General features: G+C 67.2%; 19 protein-coding genes. 4 read left to right on the top strand and 15 right to left on the bottom strand.

What is annotated here, in order from left to right; genetic code table 11:
- Positions 1-8: 8 nt before the first annotated feature.
- From yjfF to AC07X5_RS27510, 8 genes are all read right to left on the bottom strand, one after another.
- Positions 9-1,052 carry a galactofuranose ABC transporter, permease protein YjfF gene (yjfF, locus tag AC07X5_RS27545; protein WP_494772732.1) on the bottom strand — a complete coding sequence of 348 codons (1,044 nt, stop codon included), beginning with the start codon at positions 1,050-1,052 and terminating at the stop codon, positions 9-11.
- Complete coding sequence (locus AC07X5_RS27540; protein WP_494772731.1) at positions 1,049-2,104, bottom strand: ABC transporter permease; 1,056 nt, start codon at positions 2,102-2,104, stop codon at positions 1,049-1,051. Before AC07X5_RS27540 ends, yjfF begins: the two co-directional genes overlap by 4 nt.
- A complete protein-coding gene (locus tag AC07X5_RS27535; RefSeq protein ID WP_494772730.1) occupies positions 2,097-3,632 on the bottom strand; it encodes a sugar ABC transporter ATP-binding protein in 1,536 nt (511 codons plus the stop codon). Before AC07X5_RS27535 ends, AC07X5_RS27540 begins: the two co-directional genes overlap by 8 nt.
- Before the next feature lie 6 nt (positions 3,633-3,638).
- Positions 3,639-4,865, bottom strand: coding sequence for a multiple monosaccharide ABC transporter permease (mmsB, locus tag AC07X5_RS27530; RefSeq protein ID WP_494772729.1), 1,227 nt, complete (start codon positions 4,863-4,865; stop codon positions 3,639-3,641).
- A 1-nt stretch (position 4,866) separates the two neighbouring features.
- The gene (mmsA, locus tag AC07X5_RS27525) at positions 4,867-6,384 is read right to left on the bottom strand and encodes a multiple monosaccharide ABC transporter ATP-binding protein (protein ID WP_494772728.1); all 1,518 of its coding nucleotides are present in this window, start codon (positions 6,382-6,384) and stop codon (positions 4,867-4,869) included.
- A 101-nt stretch (positions 6,385-6,485) separates the two neighbouring features.
- Complete coding sequence (gene chvE / locus AC07X5_RS27520; RefSeq protein WP_494772727.1) at positions 6,486-7,556, bottom strand: multiple monosaccharide ABC transporter substrate-binding protein; 1,071 nt, start codon at positions 7,554-7,556, stop codon at positions 6,486-6,488.
- 106 nt (positions 7,557-7,662) lie between these two features.
- The gene (locus AC07X5_RS27515; RefSeq protein ID WP_494772726.1) at positions 7,663-8,628 is read right to left on the bottom strand and encodes an ABC transporter substrate-binding protein; all 966 of its coding nucleotides are present in this window, start codon (positions 8,626-8,628) and stop codon (positions 7,663-7,665) included.
- Positions 8,629-8,694: 66 nt separating this feature from the next.
- Entirely contained in the window at positions 8,695-10,149 is a 1,455-nt protein-coding gene (locus AC07X5_RS27510; protein ID WP_494772725.1) for an aldehyde dehydrogenase family protein, read from the bottom strand.
- A 121-nt stretch (positions 10,150-10,270) separates the two neighbouring features.
- On the opposite strand from AC07X5_RS27510, the gene AC07X5_RS27505 reads away from it, so the two are divergent.
- Positions 10,271-11,233 carry a LysR family transcriptional regulator gene (locus tag AC07X5_RS27505; protein WP_409960866.1) on the top strand — a complete coding sequence of 321 codons (963 nt, stop codon included), beginning with the start codon at positions 10,271-10,273 and terminating at the stop codon, positions 11,231-11,233.
- A gap of 156 nt (positions 11,234-11,389) precedes the next feature.
- Here AC07X5_RS27505 and AC07X5_RS27500 read toward each other — a convergent pair whose 3' ends face one another.
- Entirely contained in the window at positions 11,390-12,187 is a 798-nt protein-coding gene (locus tag AC07X5_RS27500) for an SDR family NAD(P)-dependent oxidoreductase (protein WP_494772724.1), read from the bottom strand.
- Positions 12,188-12,308: 121 nt separating this feature from the next.
- On the opposite strand from AC07X5_RS27500, the gene AC07X5_RS27495 reads away from it, so the two are divergent.
- Together AC07X5_RS27495 and AC07X5_RS27490 are read left to right on the top strand one after the other, a co-directional pair.
- Positions 12,309-13,250: an SMP-30/gluconolactonase/LRE family protein gene (locus AC07X5_RS27495; protein WP_494772723.1), complete on the top strand. Its 942-nt coding sequence runs from the start codon at positions 12,309-12,311 to the stop codon at positions 13,248-13,250.
- Between the two features lie 19 nt (positions 13,251-13,269).
- A complete protein-coding gene (locus AC07X5_RS27490) occupies positions 13,270-14,196 on the top strand; it encodes an aldose 1-epimerase (RefSeq protein WP_494772722.1) in 927 nt (308 codons plus the stop codon).
- Positions 14,197-14,208: 12 nt separating this feature from the next.
- Here AC07X5_RS27490 and AC07X5_RS27485 read toward each other — a convergent pair whose 3' ends face one another.
- From AC07X5_RS27485 to AC07X5_RS27460, 6 genes are all read right to left on the bottom strand, one after another.
- Positions 14,209-14,823 (bottom strand): chemotaxis protein CheC, encoded by a 615-nt coding sequence (locus AC07X5_RS27485; RefSeq protein WP_494772721.1) that lies wholly within the window; start codon positions 14,821-14,823, stop codon positions 14,209-14,211.
- 1 nt (position 14,824) lies between these two features.
- On the bottom strand, positions 14,825-15,187 hold the full coding sequence (locus AC07X5_RS27480) for a response regulator (RefSeq protein ID WP_409957120.1): 363 nt from the start codon (positions 15,185-15,187) through the stop codon (positions 14,825-14,827).
- An 18-nt stretch (positions 15,188-15,205) separates the two neighbouring features.
- Positions 15,206-16,825 carry a sensor domain-containing diguanylate cyclase gene (locus AC07X5_RS27475; RefSeq protein WP_494772720.1) on the bottom strand — a complete coding sequence of 540 codons (1,620 nt, stop codon included), beginning with the start codon at positions 16,823-16,825 and terminating at the stop codon, positions 15,206-15,208.
- The gene (locus AC07X5_RS27470) at positions 16,806-17,339 is read right to left on the bottom strand and encodes a putative pterin-binding protein (protein ID WP_494772719.1); all 534 of its coding nucleotides are present in this window, start codon (positions 17,337-17,339) and stop codon (positions 16,806-16,808) included. The genes AC07X5_RS27475 and AC07X5_RS27470 overlap by 20 nt, the downstream gene beginning before the upstream one ends.
- Before the next feature lie 184 nt (positions 17,340-17,523).
- Entirely contained in the window at positions 17,524-19,131 is a 1,608-nt protein-coding gene (locus tag AC07X5_RS27465) for a rhodanese homology domain-containing protein (protein ID WP_494772718.1), read from the bottom strand.
- 33 nt (positions 19,132-19,164) lie between these two features.
- The gene (locus tag AC07X5_RS27460) at positions 19,165-19,812 is read right to left on the bottom strand and encodes a cysteine dioxygenase family protein (protein ID WP_494772717.1); all 648 of its coding nucleotides are present in this window, start codon (positions 19,810-19,812) and stop codon (positions 19,165-19,167) included.
- Between the two features lie 160 nt (positions 19,813-19,972).
- Here AC07X5_RS27460 and AC07X5_RS27455 point away from each other — a divergent pair, with 160 nt between their 5' ends.
- On the top strand, positions 19,973-21,001 hold the full coding sequence (locus AC07X5_RS27455) for an ABC transporter substrate-binding protein (RefSeq protein ID WP_494772716.1): 1,029 nt from the start codon (positions 19,973-19,975) through the stop codon (positions 20,999-21,001).
- The last annotated feature ends 5 nt before the right edge of the window (positions 21,002-21,006 follow it).

Raw genomic sequence — 21,006 nt, 5'->3', positions numbered from 1 at the left:
CGTGGGATTCAGGAGGGCTTGCCGCTGCGGTGCGTGAGCAGGCGCTGCAGCAGGCAGAAGACGAAGAGCAGCACGCCGACGACGATGCGCGTCCACCACGAGCTGAGCGTGCCGTCGAAGGAGATCAGGGTCTGGATGATTCCGAGCATCAGCACGCCGAACAGCGTGCCGGCCACATAGCCCACGCCGCCTGTGAGCAGCGTGCCGCCGATCACCACGGCGGCGATGGCGTCCAGTTCCATGCCCGTGGCGTGCAGGCCGTAGCCCGAGAGCATGTAGAGGGTGAACACCACCCCCGCCAGCGCCGAGCAGAAGCCCGACAGCGTGTACACCCCGATCAGCGTGGCCCGCACCGGCAGTCCCATGAGCACGGCCGAATGCTCGCTGCCGCCCACGGCGTAGACGTTGCGCCCGAAGGGCGTGCAGTGCGCGATGAAGATGGCGGCCAGCAGCACCGCCAGGGCGATCAGCGCGCCCAGCGAAAGCGAGGCGCCTTCCCAGAATTCCATCCGCCACTGCGCCATCTCCGAATAGGTTTCATCGGCAATGCTGATGGAGTCGATGCTGATCAGGTAGCACAGGCCGCGCGCGAGGAACATGCCCGCCAAGGTCACGATGAAGGGCTGCAGCCGAAAGCGCTCGATCAGAAAGCCCATGAGCGCGCCGAACACCGTGCCCATGAGCAGCACCAGCGGGATGGCCGCGAGGGGGCTCCAGTGGTGGTGCTCGACCAGCGTGGCCAGCACCATGGTGCTCAGCGCCACCACCGAGCCCACCGAGAGGTCGATGCCGCCCGACAGGATCACGAAGGTCATGCCCACCGCGACGATGATCAGAAAGGCGTTGTCGATCAGCAGGTTGAGAAACACCTGGGCCGAGAAGAAGCCGGTGTAGAGCACCGAGCCTGCGGTGGCCATGGCCAGGAACAGCGAGACGGTGGCCGCCAGCGGCAGGTACTTGGGGTTCAGTTGCATGCGGGCGGGGGCGGGGCCTTGTTCTGCAGGTGGCGCCGTTGGCGCGGCGGCCAGGGCCGGGCTGTGTCCATGGCTCATGACAGGGCTCCCCCCGCTGCGGGGCGGCGCACCAGGGCGCCGACCTGGGCGCGGAAGTCGGGCGACTGCAGCAGCATGACCACAAACACCACCACGGCCTTGACCACCAGGTTGATCTCGGGCGGCACGCCCATGGAGTAGATGGCGTAGGTCAGCGTCTGGATGATGAGCGCACCGATCACGCTGCCCACCAGGCTGAAGCGCCCGCCGGTCAGCGCCGTGCCGCCCAGCGTGACGGCCAGGATGGCATCGAGCTCCATCAGCTGTCCGGCGTTGTTGGCGTCGGCGCTCTTCACGTTGGAGCTGATGAGCAGGCCCGCGATGCCCGCGCACACGCCGCAGAAGGTGTAGGCCGCCAGCAGCAGGCGGCGCGACTGCACGCCCGCCACGCGTGCCGCCGTGGGGTTGATGCCCACGGCCTGGATGAACAGGCCCAGCGCCGTGCGCGTGACCGCCAGGTAGAGCAGGATGAACACGGCGGCCAGCACGAAGAGCGAGAACGGCAGGCCCAGCAGGTAGCCCCCGCCCAAAAAGAAGAAAGGCGCGTAGTAGATGGTGATGATCTGCCCGTCGGTGATGAGCTGGGCGATGCCCCGGCCCGCCACCATGAGGATCAGCGTGGCGATGATGGGCTGCATGCCCACCTTGGCCACCAAGAGGCCGTTCCACAGCCCGCACACCAGTGCCACGCCCAGGGCGCCCAGGATGGCCAGAGGCATCGGAAAGCGGCTTTCGGTGCCTGAGACCGAGCCGCCGATCATCCAGGCGCCCACGGCGGCCGCGATGGCGACCACGGCGCCCACCGAGATGTCGATGCCGCGCGTGGCGATCACCAGGGTCATGCCCAGGGAGACCAGGGCCAGCGGCGCGGCGCGGTTGAGGATGTCGATCAGGCTGCCGTAGAGGTGGCCATCGCGCCACTCGATGTGCAGAAAGCTGGGGTTGAAGGCCGTGTTCACGGCCAGCAGGAGGGCCAGGGTGACCAGTGGCCAGGTCAGCCGGTGCTGCAACGCAGTGGCAAGGAGGGTAGGGGGGCGGGATGCGTCAGGCATTTTCGGCGGCAATCAGTTCGTACACAGCGTCTTCGCTGCTGCCCGCGGGCAGTTCGCCGACCTTGCGGCGGTCGCGCAGCACCACGATGCGGTGCGCCACGCGCACCACCTCGCTCATTTCGGAGGAAATGAAGACCACGGCCATGCCGGCCTGGGCCAGGCGCAGGATCTGCTCCATGATTTCCTGCTTGGCGGCCACGTCGATGCCGCGCGTGGGCTCGTCCAGGATCAACAGGAGCGGCTCGGTCGCCATCCAGCGCGCGAGGATGGCCTTTTGCTGGTTGCCGCCCGAGAGCAGGCCGATGGGCGTGTCCACGCTCGCGGTCTTGATGCCCAGCATCTCCACATAGCGCTCTGCAATGGCGGCTTGCTCGGCACGCGAGAGGAAGCGGCCCATGCCCATGCGCGCCTGCAGTGCCAGGGCGATGTTCTCGCGCACCGACAGCTCGGCCACGATGCCATCGGTCTTGCGCTCCTCGGGGCACAGGGCCAGGCCTTCGCGGATGGCGTCCATGGGGTTGGAGAACGCCACGCTGCGGCCATCCACGCGCAGCACGCCCTTGTCGGGCGCCTGCAGGCCGAAGAGCAGGCGCGCCAGCTCGGTGCGGCCCGAGCCGAGCAGGCCCGCCAGGCCCACCACCTCGCCGGCGCGCACGCGCAGGTCCATGGGCTGCAGCTGGCCGCTCTGTCCCAGGCCCTCGGCCTGCAGCAGGGCGGGGGCGGCATCGTCGAAGTCGGGCACCACGGGCGGTTCGGTGGACTGGGCGGCCAGCTCGCGCCCCAGCATGGCGTTGATCAGCGCCTGGGGCGGCAGGTCGGCGACGGCCCATTCACCCACCCAGGCACCGTTGCGCAGCACGGTGATGCGGTCCGACACGGCATAGACCTGGTTCAGGAAGTGGGTCACGAAGACGATGGCCAGGCCCTCGCCGCGCAGGCGGCGCAGCACCTCGAAGAGCTTTTGCACCTCGTCGTCGTCGAGGCTGGAGGTGGGCTCGTCCAGGATCAGCACCTTGGCCTCGATGCTCAGCGCCCGCGCGATGGCCACCAACTGCTGCACGGCCACCGGGTAGTCCGAGAGCAGGCGCGTGACGTCGATGGACAGGCCGATGCGCGCCACCAGCTCGCGCGCGCGCTGGTGCAGCGTGGCCCAGTCGATGCGAAAGCCCTGGGCGATGCCGCAGCGCGGGTAGCGTCCGGCAAAGATGTTCTCGGCCACCGACAGGTTGGGGCAGAGGTTGACCTCTTGGTACACGGTGCTGATGCCCAGGCGCTGCGCGGCCAGCGGCGAATCGGGCCACGCGGCCTGGCCGGCCAGCCGCATCTGGCCGCTGCTGGCCGGCAGCACGCCGGTGAGCACCTTGATCAGCGTGGACTTGCCCGCGCCGTTCTGGCCCATGAGGGCATGGATCTCGCCCGGGTACAGATTCAGCTGCACGTCGCGCAGCACCGGAATACCGGCAAACTGCTTGTGAATGCCTGTGAGCTGCAGCACAGGTAATGGGGTGGGGGCAGTGGCCATGTCCATGGGCCGTCACGCCTTGTTTTTGTTGTAGACATCGACCAGCACGGCGGCCAGCAGCACCACGCCCTTGATGACCTGCTGGTAGTCGATGCCGATGCCCAGGATGGACATGCCGTTGTTCATCACCCCCATCACGAAGGCGCCGATCACCGCGCCCATGACCTTGCCCACGCCGCCCGAGGCCGAGGCCCCGCCGATGAAACAGGCGGCGATCACGTCGAGCTCGAAGCCCAGGCCCGCCTTGGGCGTGGCCGTGTTCAGCCGCGCGGCGAAGACCAGGCCGGCCAGGGCGGCCAGTACGCCCATGTTGATGAAGGCGTAGAACGACAGCCGTTCGGTCTTGATGCCAGAGAGCTTGGCCGCCTTCTCGTTGCCGCCCATGGCATAGATGCGCCGCCCGATGGTGGTGCGGCTGGTGACGAAGTCGAACAGCACGATCAGCAGTGCCATGACCACCAGCACGTTGGGCAGGCCCTTGTAGGACGCCAGCAAGTACGTGAAATACACCAGCAGCGCCGCGAACACCGCCGTGCGCGCCAGGAAGAAGGCCAGCGGCTCGGCCTGCACACCGTGGCGCAGACGGTTGGCACGGGCCCGCACGCCGGCCACGGCCAGCGCGACCGCCACGACCACGCCCAGCAGCAGCGAGGTGAGCTTGAGGCCTTCGACGCTGAACAGGTCGGGGATGAAGCCCGAGCTCAGCATCTGGAACTCCGCAGGGAACGGCCCCAGCGACTGCCCGGCCAGCAGCGCCAGCGCCAGGCCCTTGAACACCAGCATGCCCGCCAGCGTGACTATGAAGGACGGGATGCGCGAGAACGCCACGAACCAGCCCTGCAGCCCACCGATGAGGCCGCCGCACAGCAGGCACACCAGCGATGCCGGCAGGAAGTGCCAGCGGTACTCCACCATCAGCACCGCCGCCAGCGCGCCGATGAAGCCGCAGACCGAGCCTACCGACAGGTCGATGTGGCCCGCCACGATCACCAGCAGCATGCCCAGCGCCATGATGACGATGTAGCTGTTCTGCAGCAGCAGGTTGGTGAGGTTGAGCGGCTGCAGCAGCGTGCCGTCCGTCATGACCTGGAAGAAGCCCATGATGGCGACCAGCGTGATGAACATGCCGTACTCGCGGAAGTTGTGCTTGAGGTGCTCCAGCAGCGGTTTGTCGTGGCCCTGCGCTTCATTGGAGGCGCTGGCTAGTGTGGCGGTGGGGGAAGGGGTCATGGGGGTCATATCAACTGGCTTTCACGATGGCGCGCATGATCTTTTCCTGGCTTGCTTCAGAGGTGGGCATTTCGGCGACGAATCGGCCCTCGTTCATCACGTAGATCCGGTCCGTGATGCCCAGCAGTTCGGGCATCTCCGAGGAGATCACGATCACGCACTTGCCCTCGGCCGCCATCTGGGCGATCAGGGTGTAGATCTCGTACTTGGCGCCCACGTCGATGCCGCGTGTGGGCTCATCGAGGATGAGCACCTCGGGGTTGGTGAACAGCCATTTGCCCAGCACCACCTTCTGCTGATTGCCGCCCGAGAGGTTCACCGTCTTCTGGTCCACGCCCGAGCAGCGGATGCGCAGCTGGCGCCGGTAGCCATGCGCGACCTGGTGCTCGCGGCCAGGGTCCATCACCGTGGCGGTGGAGATGCCGCCCAGGTTGGCCAGCGAGATGTTGAACCGGATGTCTTCATTGAGCACCAGTCCGTTGCCCTTGCGGTCCTCGGTCACATAGGCCAGGCCATGGCGCACGGCCTTTTCCACCGTGCTGACATCGATTTCCTGGCCGCGCAGCAGCACCTGGCCGCTGATGCGCCGGCCCCAGGAGCGGCCGAAGATGCTCATGGCCAGCTCCGTGCGGCCCGCGCCCATGAGGCCGGCGATGCCGACGATCTCGCCGCGCCGTACCGTGAGGTCGATGCCTTTGAGCACCTCGCGGTCGCTGTGCTGTGGATGGAAGGCACGCCAGTTGCGCACCTCGAACACGGTGGCGCCGATGTCGGGCTGGCGCGGTGGGTAGCGGTCGGCCATCTCGCGGCCCACCATGGCCTGTATCACGCGGTCCTCGCTGACCAGGCCGGTGCGGCAGTCCAGCGATTCGACCGTGCTGCCGTCGCGCAGCACGGTGATGGCGTCGGCCACGCGCGAGATCTCGTTGAGCTTGTGCGAGATCAGGATGCAGGTGATGCCCTGCTTCTTCAGTTCCAGCAGCAGGTCCAGCAGGGCCTGGCTGTCGTTCTCGTTGAGGCTGGCCGTGGGTTCGTCGAGGATCAACAGGCGCACTTGGCGCGACAGCGCCTTGGCAATCTCCACCAGCTGCTGCTTTCCCACGCCCAGGTGGGTGACCAGGGTTTCGGGCGATTCCTTGAGGCCCACCTTTTTCAGCAGGGCCCGCGCCTTGCTGTGCGCTTCCATCCAGTCGATCACGCCGTGGCGGGCGGTCTCGTTGCCCAGGAAGATGTTCTCGGCGATGGAGAGCAGGGGCACCAGGGCCAGCTCCTGGTGGATGATGATCACGCCCAGGTGCTCGCTGTCGCGGATGCCGCCGAACTGGCGCTCCTGGCCTTCGAAGACGATCTCGCCGCTGTAGCTGCCGTGCGGGTAGACGCCCGAGAGCACCTTCATCAGCGTGGACTTGCCCGCGCCGTTCTCGCCGACGATGGCATGGATCTCGCCGGCGCGCACGTGCAGGTTCACCTGGTTGAGTGCGACCACGCCGGGAAAGGTTTTGCGGATGTTCCGCATTTCAAGAATCATGGACTGGGCTCGTGCAGGAGGCGCCGCCGGGGCGTCCTCTGTTGTCTCACGCTGCCCTGGCACTGGGGGAGATACGCTGCCGCCCCCGGTCCAGGCTGGGGTCACTTCACTTGCGATTCCTTGTAGTAGCCACTGCCCACCAGCACCGCATTCCAGTTGGCGGCATCCACCGACACCGGCTTGAGCAGGTAGGAGGGGACGACCTTCTCGCCGTTGTTGTAGGTCTTGGTGTCGTTGATCTCGGGCTGCTTGCCCGAGAGCGTGGCGTCCACCATGCCGGCGGCCACCTTGGCCAGCTCGCGCGTGTCCTTGAATACGGTGGAGTACTGCTCGCCCTTGAGGATGGACTTGACCGAAGGGATCTCGGCGTCCTGGCCGCTCACCACGGGGCAGGGCTGCTGCGCCGTGCAGTAGCCCACGCCCTTGAGCGAAGACAGGATGCCGATGGACAGGCCGTCGTAGGGCGAGAGCACGGCATGCACCTTGTCCTTGCCATAGTAGGCCGAGAGCAGGTTGTCCATGCGCGACTGGGCCACCGCGCCGTCCCAGCGCAAGGTACCCACCTTGTTCATGCCCAGCTGCTTGCTGCGCACCACCAGCTTGCCGCTGTCGATGTAGGGCTTGAGCACGCTCATGGCGCCGTCGTAGAAGAAGAAGGCGTTGTTGTCGTCGGGCGAGCCGCCGAACAGCTCGATGTTGAACGGGCCCTTGCCCTGCTTCAGGCCCAGCTTGTCCACGATGGAGCTGGCCTGCAATACGCCCACCTGGAAGTTGTCGAACGTGGCGTAGTAGTCCACGTTCTTCGAGCCCTTGATGAGCCGGTCGTAGGCAATGACCTTGACACCCTTGTCCGCCGCGCTTTGCAGCACGCGCGACAGCGTGGTGCCGTCGATGGATGCGATCACCAGCACCTTGGCGCCCTTGGTGACCATGTTCTCGATCTGGGCGAGCTGGTTGGGGATGTCGTCCTCGGCGTACTGCAGGTCGGTCCTGTAGCCGCGCTCCTTGAGCACCTTGACCATGTTGTCGCCGTCGGCGATCCAGCGCGACGAGGACTTGGTGGGCATGGAGATGCCGATCAGGCCCTTGTCCTGCGCCTGGGCCAGCGGGGCCGCGCCGATGGCGGCAAGGGCCACTGTGGCCAGCACGGTCTTGAAGAGGATGCGTTTCATGATGGATTGGTCTCCTGGTTGCTTTTGTCGTGTTTTTCATGTCGCGCCCACACCTTCTGGTGCGGGCGCTCCCGGCCTCCCGCCGGGTTGCCGGCAGGCGCCGGGGTCAGTACTTGCGTTTCGGGAACTCCGCGGCGGCCACTTCCATTGGAAAGATGCCTTCCTCGGTCACGATGCGCTTGGGCACTGCCTTGCCGGCCTTGATGTCCTTCACGGCGGTCATCAGCTGCGGGCCCAGCAGAGGGCTGCATTCCACGCTCACGTTGAGCTTGCCGGCGATCATGGCCTCGAAGGCGCCCTTGACCGCGTCGATGGAGATGATGACGATGTCCTTGGCGGGCTTCATGCCGGCCTCTTCGATGGCCTGGATGGCGCCGATGGCCATGTCGTCGTTGTGCGCATACAGCACGTTGATCTTCTTGCCCTCGGCCTTGAGGAAGGCCTCCATCACTTCCTTGCCCTTGGCGCGGGTGAAGTCGCCGGTCTGCGAGCGCAGGATCTTGAACTTGGCGTCGGCCTTGATGATTTCCTCAAAGCCCTTCTTGCGGTCGATGGCCGGGGCCGAGCCCACGGTGCCCTGCAGCTCCACGATGTTGATCTCGCCCTTCTGGTCTTTCATCTTGTCCACCAGCCAGCGGCCGGCCTTGCGGCCTTCTTCCACGAAGTCCGAGCCCATGAAGGTCACATACAGCGAGGTGTCCTTCGTGTTCACCGCGCGGTCGGTCAGCACCACGGGGATCTTGGCGGCCTTGGCCTCGCGCAGCACGTTCTCCCAGCCCGACTCCACCACGGGCGAGAAGGCGATCACGTCCACCTTCTGGGCGATGAAGGAGCGGATGGCCTTGATCTGGTTCTCCTGCTTTTGCTGGGCGTCGGAGAACTTGAGCTCGATGCCGGCCTCCTTGGCGGCCGATTTGATCGACTCGGTGTTGGCGGTGCGCCACTCGCTTTCGGCACCCACCTGGCTGAAGCCCAGCACGATGGGCTTCTGGGCCCAGGCAGCGCCCGGGAGCAGCCCGGCCGCGGGGGCGCAGGCGAGGGCGGTGACGAGGGTCCGGCGGTTCAGTTTCATCATTTGTCTCCTGTCTGTTGTTGAAGAAAGAAATGCACTGCGGAAATGGAATCGGTCGCTCCGTCGTCAGGCCAGCATGTAGCCGGTCTTGACCGTGGTGTAGAACTCGGCGGCGTAGCGCCCCTGCTCGCGCGGGCCATGGCTCGAATCCTTGCGCCCGCCGAAGGGCACGTGGAAGTCCACCCCCGCCGTGGGCAGGTTGACCATGGTCATGCCGACCACGGCGTTGCGCTTGAAATGCATGGCGTGCTTGAGCGAGGTGGTGCAGATGCCCGCGCACAGGCCATAGGGTGTGTCGTTGGCCAGGGCCAGCGCGTGCTCGTAGTCATCAGCGCGCAGCACGCAGGCCACCGGGCCGAAGATCTCCTCGCGGGCGATGCGGTGCTCGGGCCGGGCCAGGAACAGGGCCGGGCTCAAGTAGTGGCCGGGGGCAGCCAGTTCCAGCCGCTCGCCGCCCCAGACATGTTGCGCGCCTTCTGCGCGGGCGATCTCCACGTACGACAGATCCTGCTCCAACTGGTGGGCATCCACCACAGGCCCCATCTCGGTGCCGCGTTCGAGCGCGTGGCCCACCTTCAGTGCCACGAGCCGCTGGCGCAGCCGCTCCACGAAGGCGTCGTGCACGCTGGCCTCGACGATCAGCCGGCTCGATGCCGTGCAGCGCTGGCCGGTGGAGAAGTACGAGCCCTGCAGCGCGCAGTCGATGGCCTGGTCCATGTCGGCATCGGCCAGCACCACCAGCGGGTTCTTGCCGCCCATCTCCATTTGCACCTTGGCACGCCGTGCCGTTGCCGCCTTGAGGATGCGCTCGCCGGTGTCCACCGATCCCGTGAAGCTGATGGCGTTGACCAGCGGGTGGTCCACCAGGGTCTGGCCCACTTCGCGGCCGCTGCCCATGAGCAGGTTGAACACGCCGGCCGGCAGGCCGCAGCGGCTGATGATTTCGGCCAGGGCCCAGCCGCAGGCGGCCACCAGTTCGGCGGGCTTGAACACCACGGTGTTGCCGTAGGCCAGGGCGGGCGCGATCTTCCAGGCCGGGATCGCGAACGGGAAGTTCCAGGGGGCGACGATGCCCACCACGCCCACGGGCTCGCGGGTCACGTCCACCTGCACGCCCTGGCGCACCGAGGCCATGAGCTCGCCGGGAATGCGCAGCGCCTCGCCGGCGAAGAACTTGAAGATCTGACCAGCGCGGGCCACCTCGGCCACGGCCTCGGGCAGTGTCTTGCCTTCCTCGCGCGCCAGCAGCTTGCCCAGGGCGTCCTTGCGTGCCAGCAGTTCGGTGCCGATCAGGTCCAGCACGTCGGCGCGGCGCTGCGGGCTGCTCTGGCTCCAGTGGGGCAGGGCGTCGGCGGCGGCACGGACGGCGCGCTCGGTCTGGTTGCGGTCAGCCCGGGCGTACTCGGCCACCACCTCACGGGTGTCGGACGGATTGGTGCTCACCCCGGTGGTGGTACCGATTTCCCAGCGCCCATTGATGAAGTGCCGGGGGGTGAGCTGCTGTGTGTCGCCGAGCTTCATGGAAACCTTGGAGGAAGAACCCTTGGTGCGGAACTGCGGCAAAGTCTAAGATCGATTTAGATATCAATCTAATAGTTTTTTTGACAAAATACATATACGTCCACGCATTCTGGAAAACCCCATGAGCACCTACAACCACTGGTTCATCCGCGCACGGCTCAAGACGCGCCAGCTGCTGCTGCTGGTGGCGCTGGACGAGGAGGGCAACATCCACCGCGCAGCCCAGGTGCTCAGCATGACGCAGCCGGCCGCGTCCAAGCTGCTCAAGGACCTGGAGGACGTGCTGGAGGTGCCGCTGTTCGAGCGCCTGCCGCGCGGCATGCGCCCCACCTGGTACGGCGAGACCATGATCCGCCATGCGCGCATGGCGCTGGCCAGCCTGAACCAGGCGCATGTGGAGATGGCAGCCCTCAAGACCGGGCACTTCGGCCAGGTGGGCATCGGCGCCATCACCTCGCCGGGGCTGAGCCTGCTGCCCGCCGCTGTCGCCCTGGTCAAGCAGGAGCACCCCAGCCTGCGCATCTCGCTCGACATCGAGACCAGCCCCGTGCTGATGGACCGGCTGGAGCAGGGCAAGCTCGACATCCTGGTGGGCCGCCTGTTCGAAGAGCACGACAAGACCAACCTGCGCTACGAGCCCTTGAGCGAAGAGTTGGTCTGCGCCATGACCCGGCCGGGCCACCCGCTGCTGGGCGTGCCGGGCCTGGCCCTGCGCGATGTGCTGGCCGCCGGCTGGATCGTGCCGCCCGCGGGCAGCGTGCTGCGCCACCGCTTCGACCTGATGTTCCAGCAGGAGGGCCTGTCTCCGCCGGTCAACGTGGTGGAGACCGCGGCCCTGCTGTTCATGACGCGCATGCTGCAGCAGAGCGACATGATCGCCGTGGTCGGCGCCGATGTGGCGCACTACTACGCATCGCACGGCATGGTCGCGATCCTGCCGCTGGCCGTGCCCTGCCACATGGACGCCTTCGGCATCATCACCCGCACCGACCGCCTCCTATCGCCTGCGGCCAAGGTGATGATGAAGGCGCTCAAGCAGACCAGCCTGGTGCAGTACGGGCGCCGGCTGGAAGCGGGAGACTGAGCGTGCTTCCCTGTCGGAGCTTGTGCTTGTCAGTGCCGCTCGATACTGGCGCGGCATAGGCCAGGACCGCCGCGCTGGCGGTGTCCCCCTTCCCGAATGGCGCAGCCATTCGAGAGAAGGGGGAAGGCGCGAAGCGACTCAGGGGGATGGTCCGAATCACACCCAACCGGCGTCGACCTTGAATTCCTGCGCGGTGCACATCGCGGCATCGTCGGACGCCAGGAACAGCACCATGCGCGCGATGTCGTGTGGGCGCAGCTTGTCGGGCAGGCACTGGTTGCGCGCCAGCTCCTTCTCGCCCTCGGCGTCGAGCCAGAGCTTGATCTGGCGCTCGGTCATCACCCAGCCGGGCGACACGGTGTTGATGCGGATGCGGTCCTGGCCCAGCGTGCGCGCCAGGCCGCGCGTGAGCCCGTTCACCGACGACTTGGCAATCGCATAGCAGGGGTAGCCCGCGCCCTTGCCCTGCCAGCCCGTGGAGCCCAGATTGACCACCGATCCCGCGCCCAGGCGGCGCATGCCAGGCACCACGGCCTGGATGGCGAAGAAGGCGGGCCGCTCGTTGATGGCCATGCGTTCGTCGTAGTAGTCGGGCGTCACGGATTCCAGTGTGTGGCGGTCGTCGCTGGCCACGTTGTTCACCAGTACCGAGAAATCGCCCAACGCTGCCGCTGCACGGGCGATGGCGTCCTGCAGTGCGGCGATGTCGCGCACGTCGCATACCTGCCACCAGGGTCGGGCATGGCCGGCGTCGGCGATCTGCTGAGCCAGGGCCTCGCTGGCTTCGCGCGCCACATCCACGAAGGCCACGTGCGCGCCCTGTTCGGCGAAGGCCGACACGATGGCCGCACCGATGCCACTGCCGCCGCCGGTGACGAAGACGGAGCGGCCTTGCAGGCTGGGAAAGCGGGACAGCTGGGCAGATTCGGAAGCGGTAAGGGCAGATACTGTCATTGCAATTTGTATATCAAAAAATTCCAAAAATAATTATTCCGTGCATCAATTGGGATTGATAAGATGCCCGGCGTCAAGAGGCATCGCACACGAATGCCCGAACCGAACGAGGAGACACGCCTTGAACCACCCGAGCAACCCGGCCGCCGCGCCGCGATTTTCTGCACCCAGGCTTCTCGGCCCCCTGCGCTGCCTGGTCGAAGCCGATGCGCAACTGGGGGAGGGGCTAGTCTGGTCGGTGCGTGAGCAGGTGCTCTACTGGCTGGACATCCTGGGCTGCCGCCTGTACCGGCTGGACCCGGCCACGGGCGTGCAGACAGCGTGGAGCTTCGATGAAGAGATCTCGGCCCTGGCCGAGCGCAAGGAGGCGCCCGGGCTCATCATCACCCTGCGCCGTGGCTTCGCCCTGTTCGACCCCGCCACCGACAGCGCCCCGCGCTACCTGCACCAACCCGTGGCCGAGCTGCCCGGCAACCGCTTCAACGATGGCAAGTGCGATGCCGCGGGCCGCTTCTGGGGCGGCAGCATGGACTTCGATTGCAAGCTGCCCACGGGCGCGCTCTACCGTTACGACCCCGATGGCCGTTGCTCGCGCCACGACGAGGGCTTCGTCGTGACCAACGGGCCCGCCTGGGCCGAGGCCAATGGCCGGCAGCGCCTGTACTTCAACGATACGCTCAGTTCCATCACCTGGCGCTACGACTTCGATGCCACCGCCGGCACCGTGTCCAACAAGCAGATGTGGAAACGCTTCAGTGCCGAGGACGGCCTGCCCGATGGCATGACCACCGACGCCCTGGGCCGCCTCTGGATCGCCCACTGGGGTGGCCACTGCGTGACCTGCCACGATCCCGAGACCGCCGAGGAACTGGGCCGCGTGGTGCTGCCCGCGAGCCAGGTGACCACCTGCGCCTTCGGCGGCGCGGATTTCCGTACGCTGTTCATCACCACCGCGCGCGTCGGCCTCGCGCCGGAGCAGCTGGCCCTGGAACCGCTGGCTGGCAGCGTGTTCACCGTTGAGGTCGATGCGCCCGGCCTACCCGCCCATCTGTTTGGCGGTTGATATTCAAGAAGGCACAGGCATGAGCGAGGCAACCCATCCCATCACCTGGCTGAGCCATGCAGGCCAGCACCTGAGCCTGGTCCCCTCCCTGGGCGGCAGTGTGGCCGCGTGGCAGATCGACGACCCGGCGCAGCCCGGTGGCCGCATCGACCTGTGGCGCCCCTGGGACGGAGCCACGCCAGACCTCTACCAACTGGCATCCTTCGCCATGGTGCCCTGGTCCAACCGCATCAGCGGCGGGGGATTCACGCACGCAGGCAAGTTCTACCCCATGCAGCCCAACCGGGCGGGCGAGCCGTATCCCATCCATGGTGACGGCTGGCTGCAGCCCTGGGCCCTGTCGCAGTCCGGGCCCGATACGCTGGAAATGCGCCTGCGCTCCGAGCGCTTCCAGGGCAACCCGTACGATTACGAATCGGTGCAGACCTTCCGCCTGGTGGAAGGCGGGCTCGACCAGCATGTGCTGGTGCGCCACCTGGGCACCGAGCCGTTGCCCTACGGCATCGGCGTGCACCCCTGGTTTCCGCGCACGCCCGGCACGCGCATCAGCGCGCCGGTCGAGGGGGTCTGGCTCTGTGGCGACGACCCGTTGCCGACTGGGCACTCCACGCAGTTCCCCGAGGGCTGGAACCTCAACGCCGGCATCTCGGCCCACGGTGGCTTGATCGACAATGGCTACACCGGCTGGGGTGGTGCTGCCCGCATCGAATGGCCCGAGCGCGGCCTGGTGCTCACGGCCCGCATGCCCGACTTTGCGTCGGATGGCGGGGCAGCACAGCATTTCTGCCTGATCTACCGCCCTCCGCAGGGCCCGGCCTTCTGCTTCGAGCCCATCACCCAGCCCATCGACGCCTTCCACCTGCCGGGCCAGCCGGGACTGCGGGTGCTGGCGCAGGGCGAGTCCATGGCCCTGCATGTGCAATGGCGGTTCGGCCCTACTGCATAGAGAGAAAGAGGGTCAGTCCGCGGGTACCTCGCGGCCCAGCAGCCGGTCCACAGCCGCGCGCAGGGCCGCGAGCGAGGTGGTGTTGAGCACGAAGACCACGAATCCTTCGATCTGGCTGCTGAGCAGCTCGAAGCGGATGTGCAGGAACACCACCAAGTGGTTCTGGATGCGGGTGCCCAGGATGGTGCGGCTGTCGCCCACGTCGACGCGTGGCGGGCTCAGTTCGAATTCGTGGCCCAGCAGGTCGGCCAGGGCCGCCAGGCAGGCGCTGAGCATCACGTTGCCCAACTCGCTCATCGCGTCCTGCTCGATGGCGCTCAGGTCTTCGCCGGGCACGCTCTGGCCCGCGACGATGCGCACGATCTCCAGGCTCTTGTCACCCGGGAAGATCAGCAGCGCATCGCCATTGAAGACCCCGCGAAAGGGTTGGCGGATGCCGTGCATGGTGCTGCCGGCCGCCCCCAGCTGCTGGGCCGCCTCGCTCACCGTCAGGATGCTCACGTGCGGTACCGAGAGCAGCACCTCGTCGTGCATCAGGCGGCCCATGGCGGCGGCCGCCTTGCCGACCCCGATGTTGAAGATCTCGCTGAGCGCGTCTACTTGTTCCGCATCAAGCTGCACAGGCATATCAGACTCCCGCCAGTGCTGCGAGTTTCTTCGCTGCATCGGCCGTGATGGGTTTCGCTATGAAAGCCAGGCCGGCTTCCTCTATGCGTTCCTGCACCGCGCCCTGCACATTGGCCGTGACGATGGCAATGGGCAGCCGGGGCCGGATCTTGCGCAGCGCCAGGGCGGCTTCCAGGCCATTCATGCCGTGCATGTTGAAGTCCATGGAAACGAGGTCCACGGCATGCTGCTCGACCATGGACAGGGCCTCTTCGCCACTGCTGGCGTGCAGGATGGCCCATTGGGGATGGGCTTGCAGGACGAGGCCCTGCAGGATCAGCCGGGACATGCGGCTGTCATCAACGATCAAGAGTCGCAGGCTCATGGGGTGTCGGTACGTGGGTCATTGGGAGTGTGCGAAAGCGGCTTCGTAGGCCAGCACCTTGTTGCGGCCCGTGGCCTTGGCGCGGTACAACGCCTGGTCGGCCCAGGCGAGGATGGTTTCGATGCCGGCATCGCGGTGCGCCATCTCGGCCATGCCGATGGACACGGTGATCTTCAGGGGCTGGCTGGCGAGGGAGACGATCTGCAGCCCGGCGATGGCGTCGCGGATGCGTTCGGCCACGGACCAGGCGCTTTCGGTGGACGAATGGGGCAGCAGTGCGGCAAATTCCTCGCCCCCCAGCCGTCCCAGGATGTCGGCCTCGCGCAGCACGTTGGCAATGGCGGTGGCGCAGGCGCGCAGCGAGTCGTCGCCGGTCTGGTGCCCATGCCGGTCGTTGATGCGCTTGAAGTGGTCGATGTCGATCATCAGCACGGTGCAGGGCTTGGCATGGCGGCGGCAATGGTCGAGCAGGGCGGTGCCACGCTCCAGGAAGGCCCGCCGGTTGAGCATGCCGGTCAGCGAGTCGCGCGTGGCCAGCTCGCGCAGCTGCGATTCCAGTTGCTTGTGCGTGCTGATGTCGAAGCCCCACAGCAGGTGGGCCAGCCTGCCATCGACCTCGATGAGGCGCGCTGACAGTGAACTCCAGCGGGGATTCCTGGCACCGATAAGCGCTTCCATCCCATCCACCTGGCCGTACTTGTCCAGCGCCGCCATCAACTGCTGGCTGGCGCCGGGCTCGTGCAGCAGCTCGGGCAGGGTCAGCTTGATGGGCGGCCACTGCAGCCCCAGGCGCTCGACCATCTGGTTGTTGATGAAGTGCACAAAGCCGCTTTCGACGTCCACCAGCACCACGTCGCTCGGGCTGGAGTCGAGGATGAAGCTCAGCAGCGCACGGCTTTCTTCGATCTCGCGCGTGCGGCTGGCCACGCGCATCTCCAGGTGGCGGTTGGCCTGTGCCAGCTGCTGCGACAGGGCCTGGGCCGACCGGGCTTCGTGCAGCAGCCGGCGGATCAGCAGGGCCGTGCCGAGCAGCAGGCCGCCGAGCACGGCGCTGAGCAGCATGAACTGGTTGTGCAGGTCCTGGCGGATGCGGTCGGATTCCTGCGTGGAAAACAGGTGCACCGCGACGACGGCCTTGCGGATGCGCTGCAGCAATTCGTCAGCATGCAGGCTGATGTCATTGGCCACCTCCGCACGCCCCAGGGGGGCCGATGCGAAGCGGGCCGACCAGCGGTCGACATGCCGGCCCAGATCTTCCAGATCCAGCACGGTCTGGGGCAGCGCCTGCCGCAAGCGCGTGCCCAGGCGCGGGCTGGCGTCGACCAGGTCGAGCGTGCTGAAGAGGACCTCCAGGCGCTCCTGCAGCTCCACCTCGGGTGCCTCCAGCGCCTTGACCTGGCGCGCCAGCAGAACCACCCGCGCCAGTTCGCTGTGCACGCTCGACACGTGCCACAGATCGCTTTGCTGAAAGGGCTGCGCCAACGCGCGCACCTGGTGCAGCGTCCACCACAGGGCTGCGGACGTGACCAGCACCATGGCCGCCACCAGGGCCAGCAGCCAATAGGTTCCATTGCGCGAGGGCGGCAGGCGGCAGGCCTTTGGCGATGGCGGCCGCGGCTTATCGGACGGAGAGGACATGGACCTGCCAGATGGTGCGGTTGACATAGTCCTGCTTTTGCAAGCGCGCGTGCCGGTCAAAGGGGTAGATCAGGATCAGGGGCCCCTTGTCGCGGATGCCGATCGGCTGCTGGTCGCGCCGGTAGGCCAGAATGGGGTCGTACTGGACCAGGTCGCTCCAGGGAATGCGGACCGAGTAGTCGTTCAGGGCCGTCAACTCGATCTGGTGCCGCTCATTGCCTCCCAGCTGTTCCACGAGCAGGCGCAGGGACACGCCGCGCCAGCGGGATTTGCCCGGCATCCCCAGGGCTTCCGGCAAGGTGGTGACGATTTCGCGTGCCGGCAGACTCTCCAGGGCCTGCAGGTCGCAGGCCAGCGCGGGCTGGTTTGCGGCCTGCAGCTTGAGCACAGGCCGCTCGCCCGAAGGCTGGCACACCAGGCTGGCATGGGCTGGCAATGGCAGCCACAGGCTGGACAGAACAACGGACAGGGCGAACGCTGCGCGGGGCAGTCGCGCGCGGAAACTGGGCATCATGAACGGGTCTCGCTGGCTTGCCCCCTCCGTGCGGTACCAGGGGCAGACCAGCGACTATGCCGGGCGTGGCTCGCCCATTGGGCCTTTTTGCGCCCCGTTGTGGGGGTAATGGCCCTGCTTTAACAATTGTTGACAGCCCGGCGCACTGCGCAGGCCGGGCTTGTGGGCCGCAGACAGCCTGGGTTCAGATGACCCGAAAACCGTGCGTACCGTCGCGCGCGAGCTGTTCCACCAGCCCGAATTCCCAGTCCAGATAGGCCTGCATCGCTTCGCGCGGGCTCTCGGTGCCTTCGTAGGGGCGGCGATAGCGGTCGGTGCGCGGCGAGGCCAGGCGCGTCTCGCCGTGCTCCAGCGGCAGGCCGGCTGCGATCCAGGCCAGGGTGCCGCCTTCGAGCACCTGCACTTCTGCGCCCGTGAGGCGTGCCAGGTCCTGCGCCGCATAGCGCGCCAGCAGGCTGCTGCCGCAGGTGAGCACATAGCGCTCTGCGCGCGGGATCGTCGCCACGGCCTGCGCCAACTGTGCGCGGATCACGAACCAGGCGCCCGGAATGTGGCGCTGGGTGTAGTTGGCGCTGGTGGTCAGGTCCAGCACGGCGGTGCGGCCGGGCGCCTGTTCTTCCTCCTTCAGCCAGGCGTCCAGTTGCGCGGGCGTGGTCCAGGCAATGGGGCCTTCGGGCTCGGGCACGGTGTTGGCCACGGCGCCGGTCTCGCTGAAGTCCGATGGCTGCGCGCCATCGAGCACCCAGGCCTCCCAGCCCATCTGGGCCAGCCAGGATGCGCTCATGTTGGCGCGCACGCCGTCGTCGTCCACCAGCACCAGGCGCGCGCCGCGCACGGCGGCCGTGTGGTCGGTCTCCTGCACCAGCTGCCCGCCGGGGGTGTTGCGAAAGCCGGGCAGGTGGCCGGCCGCGAATTCCTCGGGCGTACGCACGTCCAGCAGGTAGGTGGTGCGGCCGGCCTCGGCCGCAAAGCGCGCCAGGTCGCCGGCCTGGGCCCGCTGCACGTGGGCGCGGTCGGCCACGTTGCGGGCCTGCGCTGGCGCCTGGGCGCGGTCGATGTGCACGGCGGGGTCGAAGCGGCGGCTGGCGCCGCGCTCCAGGGTCTGCCCCGCCAGCAGCCAGCCGATGGTGCCGTTGCGCAGCGCGGCCACGGGGTTGGGGATCCCCGCGTTGACCAGCGACTGCGTGCCGATGATGCTGCGCGTGCGCCCGGCGCAATTCACGATGATCTGCGTGGCCGGGTTGGGCGCCAGCGCCTTTGCGCGCAGCACCAGCTCTGCGCCGGGCACGCTCACACCCGTGGGGATGTTCATGGTGTGGTATTCGTCGTAGCGGCGTGCGTCCAGCACCACCACGTCGGCCTTGGCGTCGATCAGCGCTTGCACCTCTTCTGCTGCGAGCGAGGGCGTGTGGCGCTCGGCCTCCACCAGCTCGCCGAAGGATTTGCTGGGTACGTTCACGTCGATGAACAGCTCGCCCCCCGCATCGCGCCAGCCCTGCAGGCCGTGTGCGAGCAGGGTCACGCGCGTGTAGCCCAGGCGCTGCAGGGTGCGCGCCGCAGGCTCGGCCAGACCCTCGCCGTCGTCGTAGACCACGATCAGGGTGTCGCGGCGCGGGATGCGCGTCCAGGCGTCCAGTTCGATCCTGCCGGCCGGCAGGTTGGCCGCGAACAGGGGGTGGCCCTGGGCGTAGGGGTCTTCCTCGCGCACGTCGAGCAGGGCGATTTCCTGGCGGGCGAGCAGGGCCTCGCGGACCTCAAGGACGGATGTTTCTGGGATGGCGGAAGCGGTCATGGGTGGAATCGTACGGGTCTTGGGAAAAATGGGTCAGGCCGAGGCAGCCTGGTTCTTCGAGAGGTCCCAGATATTGGGCAGGGTGCTGTTGCTGTAGCCGGAGATGAAAGGTTTGCGCGTGCCGTCCTCCAGGTACACGCTGCGCTGCACGGCGCCGATGTTGGCGCCATACACGTGGATGCTGATGGAAGTGCGGCCCTCCCAGGCATTGCTCACGCGGTGCACATCGCCGATGGTGGGCGACACGGCCTCCACCTGGCCTGGCTGCAGGCGGTGCGGCGCGCCTTGCGGTGCCCAGCGGCCGTCCGCCGTGCGGGCATAGGCCTGCGAGTCCTCGGAGCCGCGCAGCATGCCGATCAGGCCCCAGACCGTGTGGTCATGGATGGGCGTGGCCTGGCCTGGGCCCCAGACAAAGCTCACCACCGAGAAGCGGCCCAGCGCGTCGGCATGCAGCAGGAACTGCTGGTAGCGCTCGGGACTGGGCTGGGCGTAGGCGGCGGGCAGCCAGTCGTCATGCGCCACCAGGGCGCCGAGCAGGGTGCCGCCGCGCTCCAGCAGTTCGGACTCGGGCGGGGCGCTTTCCACCAGGGCAGCGAGCTGCTGCACAAAGCTGCGCAGGCGGGCTGTGTTGGGGACGGAGTGGGATTCTTGTTCGAGAGCGTCTGGGGCGAGGGCATTCATGCCCTGCATTGCACCAGCGTTGTGCGCTGGGCGGTGAGGAAAGTTTTGCATATCCATCTCCGTTTTTCTTCGTTCTCTTTTCGATGCCCAGCGTTTGCAATGCGGCTGGTGCGGTGCTTGCCACCGTTGTCTTTTTCTTATTACACACGAGGTACAGGGCATGAACAACAAGGGCCAAATGGGGAGTGGAGGACAAGCGCGCTGGTCGCGCCGGCAGGTGCTGCGCGCCACCGGCGCGGCCACGGTGGTGGGCGCATCGGGCGTGGTGGGCAGCCAGGTGCTGGCCGCCGGCAAGTTGCGCGAGGTGAAGCTGGCGTGGAACGCCAACGCCATCTGCCTGTCGGCCGCCCCGGTGGCCATCGAGCGTGGCATCTTCGAAAGGCACGGCCTCAAGGTCGAGCTGGTCAACTTCGCTGGCTCCACCGACCAGTTGCTCGAAACCATCGCCACCTCCAAGGCCGATGCCGGCCTGGGCATGGTGCACCGCTGGATCAAGCCGCTGGAGTCGGGCTTCGACGTGAAGCTGGTGGGCAGCTCGCACGGCGGCTGCTCGCGCCTGGTGGGCTACGAGGCCGCGGGTGTGACCAGCCTGCAAAAGCTCAAGGGCAAGACCATCGCCGTGTCGGACCTCAACAGCCCGGGCAAGAATTTTTTCTCGGTGCTGCTGGCCAAGGCCGGGCTCAACCCCGAGAAGGACGTGGCCTGGCGCCAGTTCCCCGGCGACATGCTGGGCCTGGCCGTGGAAAAGGGCGAGGCCCAGGCCATTGCCGACGGCGACCCCAACCTGCTCTTGATCCAGCGGCGCACCAAGGGCCTGGTGGACCTGGCGTCCAACCTCTCGGGCGAATATGCCGCCAAGACCTGCTGCGTGCTGGGCGTGAGCGGTGCGCTGGTGCGCAACGACAAGGGCACGGCGGCCGCGCTCACGCGCGCCATCATCGAGGCCTCGGACTTCGTGGCCGACAACCCCAACGAGACGGCGCGCATCTTCAGCCCCTACTCCAAGGTGCCGCAGGAGGACCTGCGCGCCGTGCTGGGCACGCTCACGCACCGCAGCCACCCTGTCGGCACGGCCCTGCGCCAGGAGATCGAGTTCTACGCCCGCGACTTCAAGCTGGTGGGGGTGCTCAAGCCCTCGACCGACCCGGCGCGCTTTGCCGCGCATGTGCACGCCGACGTCCTGGCCTGAGCCCG

The sequence above is a fragment of the Acidovorax sp. GW458-11-26-14-TSB4 genome (assembly GCF_059423865.1).
Note: the sequence above shows the minus strand (reverse complement) of the source record. Positions and strands in the feature narration are given on the sequence as shown.